The organism is Bacteroides mediterraneensis (genome assembly GCF_900128455.1).
Lineage (GTDB): Bacteria > Bacteroidota > Bacteroidia > Bacteroidales > Bacteroidaceae > Phocaeicola > Phocaeicola mediterraneensis.
On the sequence record NZ_LT635783.1, the window covers coordinates 469,867 to 483,647 of the forward strand.

The window sequence follows — 13,781 nt, forward strand, 5'->3', positions numbered from 1 at the left end:
CAGTTAGTTGGTCTTATAAGCGTATTTGACTTCTTTCAGCTCTTCGTTGGCTTTTACGATTTTGTTTTTCAAACCTTCCTTGTAAGCTGCAAACTTCTGGGCCAGTTCCGCATCGCTCAGGGCCAGCATCTGTACGGCCAGGATAGCCGCATTCATGGCACCGTTGATGGCGACTGTAGCCACGGGGATTCCGGGAGGCATCTGGATGATGGAGTAGAGTGCGTCTACGCCGTCGAGTACAGAACCTTTTACGGGAACTCCGATGACCGGAAGGGTGGTGTTGGCTGCAATGACTCCCGGCAGTGCGGCAGCCATTCCGGCAGCTGCGATGATGACTTTGAGGCCGCGTCCGGCAGCTTCTTTCGCAAATTTCTCCACTTCAGCCGGAGTGCGGTGAGCCGACAGGGCGTTCATTTCAAACGGGACTTGCATTTCATCGAGCAGTTTGGCGGCCTTTTCCATGACGGGAAGGTCGGAAGTACTGCCCATAATGATACTTACAATTGGTTTCATTCGTTGTTTTTATTTTAGTTATTCGTTAATAATCTCTTTGTAGGCTGCGGCATCCAGCAGTTCGTCCATTTCGCCGGCATCCGTCGGTTTCAGTTTGATAATCCAGCCTTCGCCGTAGGGGTCCTGGTTCACCAGTTCCGGGTGTTCTTCCAGCTGTGGGTTGACTTCCAGAATCTCGCCTCCGATGGGGAGGAACAAATCGGAAACAGTCTTTACCACTTCGACCGTACCGAACACTTCACCTTTGTCCAAAGTCTCACCTTCAGTGGTCACGTCGATGAATACGATGTCGCCCAGCTGCTGCTGTGCATAGTCTGTGATACCTACGTAGGCAGTGTCGCCTTCCAATCGAATCCATTCGTGTTCGTTGGTGTACTTGATGTTAGTTGGGAATTCCATATTGAATAAATTTAAAGTTTAAGATAATCAGTCTTCAAATAAACAAAATTCCGATGATACCACAAAATAAACCGACCAAAAACCCGCCGCCCACTTCTTTTAAAGTATGTTGTTTGACGATAATCCGGGCCGAACCGAGCATGCCGGACAGCAGGATGAACACACAGAGCCATTCCACCGGATTGAACTGGAAGATGAAGCTGTAGGACAGCAGGCCGCCTACCATCAGTCCTCCGCTGGCCATGTGGGTGCTGATTTTGACCCGGGTGTTGATGACGGTGCAGATGACCATGCAAATCAGGGTGGCCACGATGATGCCGTTCATGTAGCGGGGCAGGTGGATATGGTACATGGTAATCAGGCAGGCCATGTAGCTCAGGATGGTCATGCCATAGGGGATGAAGCGTTTTTCCCGGTGTCCCAGTTCGCGGAGGGTCCATCCGTTGATTTTCTGGAACAGGTAGATGCCGAGCATCGGCATCAGGATGGTAAAGCAATACACAAGTCCCAGTATGGTGAGCTTGTATTGGAAGGGCATGATGCTCAGATACGTAAAGAAAAAGAGCAGGCAGAATGCCACAAAGGGTACCATGAACGGAGTAAAGACCATCGAAATGATGCGGGCTGTGGTGAACAGGGCACCCTTCGGTCTTTCCGGGTCGCGGGGAACCGGGTCATGGTAAGTCAGTTCATCAGGGATGCTGGTTTCTTCCATATAAATCAGTTATCTTCTTAATCGTGCTACGGGAATGTTCAGTTGCTGACGGTACTTGGCTACGGTACGCCGGGCGATGGGGTAGCCTTTTTCTTTCAGCATGTCGGCCAGTTCATCGTCGGTGTAGGGCTTTTCCTTGTTTTCGCTATCCACACATTCTTTCAGGATGCGCTTGATTTCGCGGACGGAAAGCTCTTCCCCGTTCTCGGTGGTATAGCCGTCGCTGAAGAAGAATTTCAGCGGATAGATGCCGTAGTTGGTCTGCACGTACTTGCTGTTGCTCACACGTGAAATGGTGGAGATGTCCAGTTTGGTACGTTCGGCCACATCTTTCAGAATCATCGGGCGGAGTAAGGATTCGTCGCCTTCCTCAAAGAACGGACGTTGCAGGTCGATGATGGCTTGCATGGTGCTCAGTAAGGTTTGCTGGCGTTGTTTTACCGCGTTGATGAATCCCTGTGCGGCGTCTACTTTCTGCTTGAGGAACATCAGGGCATCTTTCGATTCCTTGCTCTGGTTCTGCTTGTTGCGGGTATGCTCGTCGAGCAGTTCCGTAAATTCCCGACTCAGCCGCAGTTCCGGCACGTTCCGGTTGTTGAGGCTCAGGTGGATGGTGCCGTCGTCTTCCGTCTCCACCAGGAAGTCGGGTATAATCTGTTGCAGGTTTTTCCCGATAGCTTCTCCCATGGAGCTGCCCGGACGCGGGTTCAGCTTGGTCAGTTCGGCCGTAGCCGCATTATATTGTTCTTCAGTAATATTCAGTTTCTGAATGATTTTCTCCTTGTTCTTGCGTGTGAAGTCGTCACAGCATTTCCCTATGATGTCCAGCTCAATCTGTTTCAGGGGGGAGTCTTCTTTCCGGCGAATCTGGATGAGCAGGCATTCCTGCAGGCTTCTGGCGCCGATGCCGGCGGGGTCGAAGTCTTGGATGATGGATAGCACGTGCTCCAGTTGTTCGGAGGTGGTGTAGATGCCCTGGTAGATGGCCAGTTCATCGAGCAAGGTGTCGGTCGATTTGCGGAGCAGACCATCGTCATCGAGCGAGCCGATGAGGTATTCTCCCAGCTGTTTCTCTTCCGGCGTGAGGTGCTGCATGTCGAGCTGCTCTTTCAGCGTTTCGTAGAAAGACACGTTGTCCGAAAACGGAATGTCTTCTGCCTGGTCTTCTTTCGAGCGATTGTTTTCCTGCAGTTTATAGTCAGGGATGTCGTCTTCCGTGCGGTAATCGCCCAGTGAGATGTCCTCTCCCATGTCGGTATTCGGTTCTCCGTCTTCGTCGGTGGTGTTGTAATCCTCGTTGAGGTCGTCGGAATTTTCGGGCGTTTCTTTCCCTTCTTCCAGTGCCGGATTGTCCAGCAACTCTGCGTGAATCCGTTCTTCCAACTCCAGCGTAGGGAGTTCCAACAACTTGACAGCCAGTATCTGTTGCGGAGACAGGGTCTGTACCTGTTGTTGCGCTTGTGTTTGTACTTGACGTGAACCTTGTACCATTTTTCTATTTAAATCTAATGAACTGCGTGCAAAAATAATAATTTAAATGAACAACACAGCAAAAGGAAAATTTTTTAATACTGGAAGCTGCTGCCTCCCAGGAACTCTCTCAACAGGGAAGTGGGCGGAAGTTCCTTGTCCTGTACCGATACGAAATAGTTCAGGAACCGCAGCAGTCGGTAGGCTTCGGAGTATTCCGGACAGCGGTTAGGCACCTTCCGTAAGACAGGTTCCACATAGTCTTTCAGTACGGCCAGTTCGAAAAGCAGGGCCGAGTTGAACATGGCGTCGGCATTTTCCTGATAGGGGAATATCCATTTCTCTTCTCCGGCTCTTACACTTGGCCAGCGGGCGATGGTCTCTTCTGCCGAGTAGTTACGGTACTTGTAGTCGCGGATGATGCGCCGCAGCAACCGGTTGTCGGTGGTCGGAATGTAGTTGTGGTTGTCGAGCAGGATGGTGGTCAGGGCCGATACGTAGATTTTGTATTTGTTTTCTGCTGGGATGTGCGAGGTCAGGGCTGGGTTCAAGGCATGAATACCTTCAATCACCAGAATGGTATGTTCGTCTATCCGGAGCTTCTTGCCGCTCATCTCCCGTTTGCCGGTGGTGAAGTTGTAACGGGGCAATTCCACCTCCTCCTCGTGGAGCAAGGCGGTGAGCTGTTTCTCAAAGAAAGGCAGGTCTACGGCATAGAGGGATTCAAAGTCGTGCTTTCCGTTCTCGTCCAGCGGAGTATCTTCACGGTTCACGAAATAATCATCCAAAGAGATGGGGTAGGGCTTGAGCCCGTTGGTCATGAGCTGGATGCTCAATCGTTTGCTGAAGGTGGTCTTCCCGGAAGAAGAAGGGCCGGATATCAGTACCAGCTTCACCCGTTTGCCGTCTTGGTTGCGGTGGGTGATTTCATCGGCTATCTGTGCGATTTTCTTTTCCTGCAAGGCTTCCGATACGTTGATTAGGTCGGTGGCATGCCCCTCGTTGCAGGCCACATTCAGGTCGCCCACCGTACTGATGCCCAGAATCTGGTTCCAGCGGTGATATTCCTGAAAGACCTCCAGCATCTTTTCCTGTTTCACCACCTCTTCCAGCTTGGTCGGGTTGGCACGGTTGGGAATCCGCAGCAGCAGTCCGTCATAGTATTTCACGATGTCGAACAGGCGGATGTATCCGGTGCTGGGGACCAGGCTGCTGTAGTAACAATCCACGGTATCCCCCAGACGGTAGTAGTAAGAGTAGAGCTGTCCGTAGGTGTCGAGCAGGCGGGCTTTGTCTCCCATGCCCCGTTCTTCGAACAGGCGTACCACTTCGTCGGTGTGACTTTCCGTACGTATGTAGGGGATGTCGGCCGCAATGATTTCCTGCATTTTCTGCTTGATGCGCTGCACGTCATCCAGTCCGATGGTCCGGTCGATGTGGAGTTTGCAGAAATATCCTTTCGAAATGGGGTGTTCCAAAGAAATGCTCCCCTGAGGATAAAGCTCTTCCACCGCTTTGACCAGGATGAAGAACAGCGAACGGACGTAGGTCCGCATGCCCGACGGGTTAGTGATGTCCAGAAATTCCACGTCTTTGTTGTAGTATACCCGGAAGTTGAGACTTTCTACCTTATTGTTGACTTTGGCGCTGACCGGACCGTAGGGCATGGACAGATTAAAACCGTTATAAATATCCAAAAGTGAACATCCCTCGGGGAAATCTTTTGTTAAATTATTATTTTTGCAATATATTTGTAGCATAAATGTAATATGTGTTACTAACCGTGTGAATAGGCAGTTAATTTACTCATTAAACAATTAAAAGCCTCTTTCCTATTTAACTAATTACAAATGGAATATTCTTTTTATGATTTTTTAGCGCTTCTCGGCTCGTTGGCGCTCTTCCTTTATGGAATGAAAATCATGAGTGAGGGACTTCAGAAGTTTGCGGGCGACCGACTTCGCAGTATTTTAACCGCAATGACTACGAACCGTGTCACTGGAGTTCTGACCGGAATGCTGATCACTGCCTTGATTCAGTCGTCGTCTGCCACTACCGTGATGGTGGTCAGCTTCGTAAACGCCGGTTTGTTGACGCTCTCCCAGTCTATCGGGGTGATTATGGGAGCCAATATCGGAACCACCGTGACAGCGTGGATTATTTCGGCTCTCGGCTTTAAGGTAGACATTTCCGCTTTTTCTTTGCCGCTTCTGGCCATCGGTATTCCTTTACTTTTTTCGCAGAAAAGTACCCGCAAATCTATTGGGGAATTTATTTTTGGTTTCGCTTTCTTGTTCATGGGCTTGAACTTGCTGAAGACCAATGCGCCCGACTTGAGTCAGAATCCGGACATGCTGGCCTTTGTGCAGAACTATACGGACATGGGATTCCTTTCCGTGTTGCTGTTTGTCTTCATCGGTACGATATTGACCATGATTGTGCAGGCTTCGGCGGCTACGATGGCGATAACGCTGATTATGTGTGCCAACGGCTGGATTAGTTTTGAACTGGGGGCGGCCTTGGTGCTGGGTGAAAACATCGGAACCACAATTACGGCCAACCTGGCGGCCCTGACGGCCAATACGCAGGCGCGGCGGGCGGCTATGGCGCACTTGATGTTCAACGTGTTTGGGGTTATCTGGGTATTGATTCTGTTCAAGCCTTTCCTGGCAATGGTAGACTGGATTATTTCCGATTTCATGAATGTGAGTGAGGCGGATGGAGTGGCTGTTTCCTTCAAGCTCTCGGCTTTCCATACTTGTTTCAATGTGTGCAATGTATTGATTCTGATATGGTTCGTACACTTTATCGAAAAGACAGTGTGCAAGATTATCCCGCAGAAGGAACAGGAGGAAGAATATCGCTTGCAGTTCATCACCGGCGGTATGCTTTCTACGGCAGAATTGTCCATCCTGCAGGCCCGGAAAGAAATCAACTTGTTTGCCGAACGTATTCAGCGCATGTTCCGTATGGTACGCGACTTGCTTCATACCGAGAATGAGAATGATTTCAACAAGCTGTTCAGCCGGGTGGAGAAATACGAAAACATCAGTGACAATATGGAGCTGGAGATTGCCAACTACCTGACACAAGTGTCCGAAGGCCGTTTGAGTTCGGAAAGTAAACTGCAAATCCGGGGAATGCTCCGTGAGGTGACAGAGATAGAAAGCATCGGTGACAGCTGTTACAACCTGGCCCGCACGATTAACCGGAAGCGCCGGGGGAACGAAGATTTCACGAAAGCGCAGTATGAGCACATCGCGCAGATGTTCCAGCTGACGGACAATGCCTTGACACAGATGCTGGATTTGGTGAGAGATACCCATCAGCAGGTGGATGTGAACAAGTCGTTCAACATTGAGACGGAAATCAACAACTACCGGAACCAGCTGAAGAACCAGAACGTAATTGATGTCAACGAAAAGAAATACGATTATCAGATGGGGGTACACTACATGGATATCATTGCCGAGTGTGAGAAACTGGGTGACTATGTGGTGAATGTGGTAGAGGCCCATCGGGACGTAAAGGAAAAGAAGGCTTGAGAAAGAAGCCTGGATATATAAGAATCTCATCCCCGCTACAGACGGTATACGTCGGTGGCGGGGATGAGGCTTTTTAGGGGGTTATTCGGCAATTTCCACCCGGTTCACTTTCTCCAGCAGGAAGCGGTTCTGGTTCCAGTGGAAGGGCTTGTAGTCGGTATTGGTGTGGATACGGTTGCGTTTGAAGACCAGTCCGTCTACCGACTTGGCATAGAGAATGGGCAGGTCGAAGGTCTCAAATTCGTTGTCCGTAATCTGGATGGCTCCCGGTTTTCCTCCGTGGAAATACTTCACCTGATGCTCCAAATCGGGAATTTCCGGATAAATGGAAATCACGGCATTGGTAAACTGGAACATGTTGGTCAGGGCATTTACAAACCGGTTGTGACGGATAATTACTTCGCGGCAGGCTCCTGTCTCATACCAGCCGTTGCAATCGCCGCACAGCAGGATAGCGGTTCCGGAGGTATGGTCAAACAGGTTGTGTTCCACCACGGTCTTTCGGGGCGTGCTGAAAAGAGAACCTCTGGCACGGTTGTTCCGGATGGTATTGTAGGCAAAATACACTTCGGGCGTCCAAGTCAGATTCTCAATGCCGAAGGCTTCCTGGTCGTTCAATTCCTCGGGCAACGGTTGCTGGAAGCGGATACGGAACTCCTTGGCGCCATGAGCAGTCGGCTGGTCCTGAGCTTTGATGCTTTCAATGCGGTTGGTCCCGTCCAGCAGTTCCATGGTTTGTGAGCGGATGAACTGTACCTCGTCGCCGGCAAATCCCCAGTCGAACCCCCAGGCCTGTTCGTGCATGTAGCGTGCCAGAAGCGTGTGGTCGTCTACCCGTTTTGTCACTTTCAGGTAGGTGCCGTGCACGTTGATGGCGTCGTCCATCATCCCTTCATATACTCCGTTCACCGATACGATTTCACCTTTGCATTGTGAGAAATGAGTGGCGTCGGCCTGTGTCGTAAAATAGCGTGGGTCATTGTCCCCTTTCAGGCAGACACTGAAGCTGTCCATGTATATGCTGTCGCAAAGCTGTGCCAGCAGCCCCATGCCCTGTGCGTAGTGCACTTGGATATTTTTCAGGGTGGTGTGCGTGTTATGTGACAAGAAGATGCTCGGAGTGGGACGGTCCCAGGAACGCATGGCTACCACCGTACCTTCGGAAAGTCGCTTGTCCTTCCATCGGGGCGCATACACCAGTCCCTCACCAGCCTCGACGCAGCCTTTGGTGGGGCAGCTTATGTCGCTGGTATTATATATAATGTGGTGGCTTTTCGCTTCAAAGGCGATACCCGACATCGGATGTAAGGTCCATCCGTCGCCGTAAGTTTCAAAGATGGAGTCTTTGGTCAGGCGGTATTTCACCCACGAAGCGGGGCGGAAAGTGATGCCCTTGTCGCCTTCATTTTTCACAATCTGTACTTGGGCAATGTGTGGGTTTTCAAAGTCGATGCTGAAGTCCCTCAGCGTACAGTTTGTACTGCGCAGCAAGGAAAGCGGAATCATCTGTCCGTGGAAGATAAATTTCGCTCCGTTTCCTTCCAGTGTGACGGATTGCAGGTCTTCCAGTGCCAGACCTACCTTCTTGGGGTTGGCTTGGTCGTGGTTGGAAATATAATATGTGCGTTCTGCCGCTTCTTCCGGATAGAAGTGATACGTTCCACTTTGGAAGCGTAATATCAGTGTCTCGCCTTTCTTGGCTTCTTTTCTGATTTTGGCCAGCGCTCTTTCCATGCGGGCCGACATGTTGCTTTTCTTCCCGGGAGTAATGCCGAACCGGGCCATGTTATACACTTGCTGGGCACATACAGGCAGGCAAAGGGCCGTGGCCAGCAGCAGACATCCTAGTTTTCTTCTCATAGTTTATGAATTAAGTGTTTGGAATAATTAATGACAAAGGTAAATGTTTTCTTCTTTTATTGTAAATTCTAGTAGGATAGTTTATCGGCGTAGTGTGGGGAGCAAAAATGATTCCTGTTATCGTAGAATGGCTTTTATGCTTGATGTAGGAGTATATAAGCAATGGAATATAATAAACATTTTCATTTATTTTATGCATAAGATGAACTTAAAATGAAATTAAATAGTTAAATACTAAAATATTTTATAGTTATTATAGAAGTATTTGATTTTTTTCTATAAATTTGCGGGGATTAAATATAAGTCTATTCTATTAATCTCAATTTTAATATTATGAAAGTGAGAAAAACAAACAATGTCAGCCGGCTGATGGTGTTAGCGAGTGTTTTTTATTGCGCATCTCTTCCAACATTTGCTACATCCACTGTACCGGAATCAATGGCTTCGGTTGTTCAACAAACAACCAAACTTAGGGGTACTGTATTAGATGCAAAGACAGGTGAGCCGATTATCGGAGCGAATGTATTGATTAAAGGTACGGCTATCGGTACGATCACCAACTTCGATGGAGAGTATGAGTTTGAAGGTACGGTAGGTGCCAAACTGGTCATTTCTTTTGTGGGTTACAAATCTATTGAAGTGACTGCGACGGCTCATAACCAGACTATTAAGCTGAGTGAAGACTCGGAAGCACTTGATGAAGTAGTAGTAGTGGGTTATGGTATGCAACGTAAAAGCTCCATCACTGGTTCTATTTCTTCTATTAAAGCGGATAAATTGAAAGACATCACGACACCGAGTGTGGCCAATATGCTGCAGGGTAAAATCGCCGGAGCGGTAGTGGTTCCTACCTCTGGTCGTCCGGGCGACGGGGTGAGTATCCGTGTGCGTGGTATAGGTTCTATCCGTGGTAATGTAGAGCCCTTGTGGGTAATTGATGGGGTTGTGGGAGCCTCTTCTGCCGACCTCAACCCGAATGATATCGAATCCATCTCTATCCTGAAAGATGGTTCGGCTACAGCTCTTTATGGTTCTCGTGGTGCGAACGGTGTCATTCAGGTGACTACCAAACGTGCTACCACAGGGCCTTCACAATTTGATTTGTCGGTTAAGTTCGGTGTCTCTCAGTTGCAGAAAGGTAATCTGGAGATGATGTCGGGTGCGGAGTATTATGACTATGTGCGTACGGCATACGAAAATGCCGGAACACTGGATGCACAGGGTTGGTTGCAGCCTTATCTGCGTGACCGGAACTTTGACTGGTGGGATTTGGCCACTCAGAATGCATTGACACAGAATTACAACCTTGGCTACCGTTACGGTAATGAAAAAATCAAGGCATATCTGTCGGCCGATTATTATTCTGAAGAAGGTACCATCAAAGGATTCGATTACGACCGTTTCACCATCCGTTCGAACACTGATTATGTGGTGAATGACCGCTTGACTTTGAAATCAAAGATTTCTGCCAGCTACAAGGAAACTAACAACCAGGAATACTCTTTGGTACATACCAGCTATACGCCGTGGGATACTCCTTGGGATTCACATGGAAACATAAAGGATGGTACGCAGGGGGTACCGACAGCCGCAGATGCTCCAACTGCCAACCCGGATGACTACTGGTATTCCGATGGAGGTTCCAACTTCTTGTATGATAGAGCCTTGAACTGGGGAAAGACCCGTAGCAACGGTCTAGACCTGGGCCTTGGTCTTGATTTCAAGATTATCGACGGACTGACTTTTGAATCTAACAACCGTGTTGGTTTCAGTAATAATTATTCTAATTCCTACGTGGATCCTAACAGCCGTTCGGGTGCGGGAACCAATGGTTCTTACTATGACGGACAGTCAAATACCCGTTCTATCTACACCAGCCAGTTGCTTCGTTTCCTGAAGACTTTCGGTGAAAAACACGAAATCAATGCTTATTTGGGTTATGATTACGATGAATATCGTTACTGGGATCTTGCGGCTACAGCTTACAAGATTTTCCAGGGAGCCGAAATCATCAATGCAGGTGCGGATGATCCTACTGCCAGTGGAACGAAGACGGAATCGAAGAATGCGGCTATTTATCTGAATGTCAATTATTCATTCGATAGCAAATACTTGATTCAGGGTATGATTCGTCGAGACGGTTCTTCTAAATTTGGTAGTGACAAACGTTGGGCTACCTTCTGGTCAGTCGGTGCCGGATGGAATATGCACAAGGAAAACTTCCTCAGCGGGGTAGAATGGATTAACGAATTGAAGCCACGTGTGTCTTACGGTATCAGTGGTAACCAGCCGGGTGGTGCTTACGAGTGGGCTACTATTTTTGGCTATACTTCTCAGTATGCGAACGAAATCGCATTCTTGTCCAACTACCAGGGTAACCCTGACTTGTCTTGGGAGGAAACAGCTAACTTCGATGCTGGTATTGATATTCGTTTGTTCGACCGTGTGAGCATCACTCTCGATTACTATTTGAAGAAAGTGAAGAACTTGATTTACCTGCGTCACTTGCCTGCTGTAACAGGCTTCAACCGTCAGACGGCTAACAACGGTAAGATGGAAAACTCTGGTGTGGAATTAACTATTACTCCTGAATTGATTAAAACCAAAGACTGGTATTGGGACATTAGCTTCAATATGGGTTATAACCGCAACGAGGTGACTTACCTGCCCGATGGTGATGACTTGACGATGCAGGCGGTTGCTGTAGGCTATCCATATATGAACTGGTATATGAAAGAATGGGCTGGAGTAGATACCATGACGGGTACACCGCTTTGGTTCAAGGTAGATCCTGATACTGGTGTGAAGACCGTGACAGGTAATTACAATGAAGCAACGAATGTGCTGCTTGATGCTTCGCCTACTCCGAAAGTGACTGGTGGCTTGAGTACTAATCTCAGTTGGAAGGGTTTGTCACTGAACGCGAACTTCACTTTCAGTGCTGGGGCCAAGATTTACAACAGTATGCGTGCCGGTGCTCTTGACCGTGATGCAGAACGTCCTTCGCAGCCAGCTATGAAATTGCCTGATGGATGGAGCCGTTGGGAAAAACCTGGTGACATCGCTACGCATCCTCAGTTGAGAGCCGGAGGTAACAATGGTGCTTCGAACACTTCTACCCGTTACCTGGAAAATGGCGACTATTTTAAACTGAAGACTTTGACCTTGTCGTACAGCCTTCCTAAAAAATGGTTGCATTCGTTGAAGATTTCGGGAGCTAATATCAGTGTGAGCGGAGAAAATCTGTTTACGATTACTAAATTCTCTGGTCAAGATCCTGAAATTCTGTTGTCCTCTTCTTACAATGGTAATGCCAGTGGGTTTGGCTATCCTACCGTAAGACGTTTCTCTGTAGGATTGAATGTTAACTTCTAAGTACTGATAAAACAATAAGATAAAATTATGAAACTGAAATATACATTAGGAGCCTTGGTGGCTGCGTTTGCATTGGCAGGCTGCAGCTTGGACGTGAATATGTACGACGGTGTGACGGGTGAGGACGTAACAGCCCGTAACATTGTGGAATTGTCACAAGGCAGTTACAGCATGTTGAAATACGATGGCGGACTGATTGATTATGGATATTATTTCTGGGCTTATGGTGCTGACGACCTTTCATGGGGTGGTACTTCTACTGACGAGAAATTCGATATCTACGACTATAGCCGTAAAATCACCAGTTCAGTTACGGAATATGCTTGGGAGTTGGGTTATCGTACTATCGGTAACTGTAACAGGGTGATTGAGATGGGAGCCGAACTGGGTGCGGACATCACTGACGAGGAAAAAGTCATTGTCGGTGAGAATTACTATCTCCGTGCCTTGTCTTATTTCCTGTTGGTGAACGAATTCGCCCAGCCTTATTCCAATAATCCTACGCAAAATCCGGGGTTGCCATTGAAGCTTACTAGCGATCCGAACGACTTGCCAAAATTCCGTTCTACGGTAGCCGAAATCTATGATCAGGTTGTGAAGGATTTGAAGGATGCCATTACTTATATGACTTTGCCGTCAGGGCTTAGACCGAAAAATAGTTGCTATGCTACCAAAGAAGCAGCTCAGGCATTATTGGCCCGCGTGTATTTGTACATGGAAAATTGGGATGGTGCTTGGGATATGGCTAATGAAGTTATTAATTCTGGTCGTTTTAGCTTGCTTCAGGGTAATGATTATAAAATCTATTCTCAGTTTGCTCCTGAAGATAATTCTGAAACCATTTTTGCTGTACGTCGTACAAAACAGAAAGATGATAGTGGAAGTGGTAGAATGGGGGGCTTGTATATTAACGTAGACAATAACGGCTGGGAGGAAATGTATGCTTCTGCTCCTTACCTGAATTTGCTGGAGTTGTATCTGGATGACCAAGGATATCCTAAGGATTTGCGTAGTAGCTTCATTACCAAACGTTATGTAGAGGACGGAACGGATACCTCCAAGTATCCTATCACCGGTAATCCGGAACGGAATTATCAGGACTGGACCTTTGTGTATGCAGTCAAGCAGGCTGGTGCTAACGCTAATTATGAATACCGTCAGATTTCTGTCACTAAGCAGAATGATGGAACCTATGCCATGAGTGCGGACGATGCTGCCAATTTCCGGAGTGCAACCATCCAGTCTGAACCTTATAACTTGGGAACTCGCTATTATGTACAGGCTTCGGACGGTACAAAATATGTAGGCCGTATCGAGCCACGTGTGTACGATGCCAAAACGCTTCGTCAGAAGGAGGCAATGTTCCTGGTATATGCCATTAATAAATGTTCTTATCAGGAGCAGTATTATCATTTATGGTCACCCATTATCTCTCGTTTGGCTGAAATGTACCTGATTCGTGCTGAGGCTAATCTGGAGAAAGGTGGAGATACACAGACTACTCTTGATGATGTGAACGTGATTCGTAGTAGAGCCGGTATTCCTGAATGGACACTGGAAAATATCCAGACAGCTGAAAACGGTCAGCCGAAGGATATACATAAGATTATTGAAGAAGAACGTATGCTGGAATTTGCATGGGAAGGTCTCCGTCGATTCGATGTGTTCCGCTGGCGTCATACGCTCGACCGTAAATATCCAGGTGGACATACCTTGAGACAGGGCGACCGCTACTTGGAGATTCCTTACAACTCTCCTTCTGTATGCGAGTTTATCCCGCAGGCTCAGTATGATGCTTATCCTTACGATTTAGGACAGAACCCCTAATAGAATGAACTGGTAGACTGAGAATAGGGCTTGCCTGCCTTTCCCGCAGAGAGGCAGGCGGCATTTGGAAATCATAT

9 protein-coding genes are annotated in these 13,781 nt (G+C 48.0%); 3 read left to right on the top strand and 6 right to left on the bottom strand.

The window, feature by feature from the left end; translation table 11 throughout:
- Positions 1-3 precede the first annotated feature (3 nt).
- The 5 genes from purE to BQ7480_RS01985 form a co-directional block, all read right to left on the bottom strand.
- A complete protein-coding gene (gene purE / locus BQ7480_RS01965) occupies positions 4-513 on the bottom strand; it encodes a 5-(carboxyamino)imidazole ribonucleotide mutase (RefSeq protein ID WP_022354982.1) in 510 nt (169 codons plus the stop codon).
- 18 nt (positions 514-531) lie between these two features.
- Complete coding sequence (gcvH, locus tag BQ7480_RS01970; RefSeq protein ID WP_022354983.1) at positions 532-912, bottom strand: glycine cleavage system protein GcvH; 381 nt, start codon at positions 910-912, stop codon at positions 532-534.
- A gap of 34 nt (positions 913-946) precedes the next feature.
- Positions 947-1,522, bottom strand: a complete 576-nt coding sequence (locus BQ7480_RS01975) for a hypothetical protein (protein ID WP_167363329.1) — start codon at positions 1,520-1,522, stop codon at positions 947-949.
- A 114-nt stretch (positions 1,523-1,636) separates the two neighbouring features.
- Positions 1,637-3,118: an RNA polymerase factor sigma-54 gene (gene rpoN / locus BQ7480_RS01980; protein WP_072541503.1), complete on the bottom strand. Its 1,482-nt coding sequence runs from the start codon at positions 3,116-3,118 to the stop codon at positions 1,637-1,639.
- A 74-nt stretch (positions 3,119-3,192) separates the two neighbouring features.
- Positions 3,193-4,866 carry a nucleoside kinase gene (locus BQ7480_RS01985; protein ID WP_210436345.1) on the bottom strand — a complete coding sequence of 558 codons (1,674 nt, stop codon included), beginning with the start codon at positions 4,864-4,866 and terminating at the stop codon, positions 3,193-3,195.
- 81 nt (positions 4,867-4,947) lie between these two features.
- On the opposite strand from BQ7480_RS01985, the gene BQ7480_RS01990 reads away from it, so the two are divergent.
- On the top strand, positions 4,948-6,642 hold the full coding sequence (locus BQ7480_RS01990; protein ID WP_072541505.1) for a Na/Pi cotransporter family protein: 1,695 nt from the start codon (positions 4,948-4,950) through the stop codon (positions 6,640-6,642).
- A gap of 81 nt (positions 6,643-6,723) precedes the next feature.
- On the opposite strand, the gene BQ7480_RS01995 is transcribed toward BQ7480_RS01990, so the two are convergent.
- Positions 6,724-8,502, bottom strand: a complete 1,779-nt coding sequence (locus BQ7480_RS01995) for an alpha-1,3-galactosidase-related protein (protein WP_072541506.1) — start codon at positions 8,500-8,502, stop codon at positions 6,724-6,726.
- 333 nt (positions 8,503-8,835) lie between these two features.
- Here BQ7480_RS01995 and BQ7480_RS02000 point away from each other — a divergent pair, with 333 nt between their 5' ends.
- Complete coding sequence (locus BQ7480_RS02000) at positions 8,836-11,877, top strand: SusC/RagA family TonB-linked outer membrane protein (RefSeq protein ID WP_235816625.1); 3,042 nt, start codon at positions 8,836-8,838, stop codon at positions 11,875-11,877.
- A gap of 27 nt (positions 11,878-11,904) precedes the next feature.
- Positions 11,905-13,704, top strand: coding sequence for a RagB/SusD family nutrient uptake outer membrane protein (locus BQ7480_RS02005; RefSeq protein WP_072541508.1), 1,800 nt, complete (start codon positions 11,905-11,907; stop codon positions 13,702-13,704).
- Positions 13,705-13,781 lie beyond the last annotated feature (77 nt).

Coding starts and splice junctions, on each gene's coding strand:
- purE (WP_022354982.1), bottom strand. CDS start 513: ATGAAACCAATTGTAAGTATCATTATGGGCAGTACTTCCGACCTTCCC.
- gcvH (WP_022354983.1), bottom strand. CDS start 912: ATGGAATTCCCAACTAACATCAAGTACACCAACGAACACGAATGGATT.
- BQ7480_RS01975 (WP_167363329.1), bottom strand. CDS start 1,522: ATGGTCTTTACTCCGTTCATGGTACCCTTTGTGGCATTCTGCCTGCTC.
- rpoN (WP_072541503.1), bottom strand. CDS start 3,118: ATGGTACAAGGTTCACGTCAAGTACAAACACAAGCGCAACAACAGGTA.
- BQ7480_RS01990 (WP_072541505.1), top strand. CDS start 4,948: ATGGAATATTCTTTTTATGATTTTTTAGCGCTTCTCGGCTCGTTGGCG.
- BQ7480_RS01995 (WP_072541506.1), bottom strand. CDS start 8,502: ATGAGAAGAAAACTAGGATGTCTGCTGCTGGCCACGGCCCTTTGCCTG.
- BQ7480_RS02000 (WP_235816625.1), top strand. CDS start 8,836: ATGAAAGTGAGAAAAACAAACAATGTCAGCCGGCTGATGGTGTTAGCG.
- BQ7480_RS02005 (WP_072541508.1), top strand. CDS start 11,905: ATGAAACTGAAATATACATTAGGAGCCTTGGTGGCTGCGTTTGCATTG.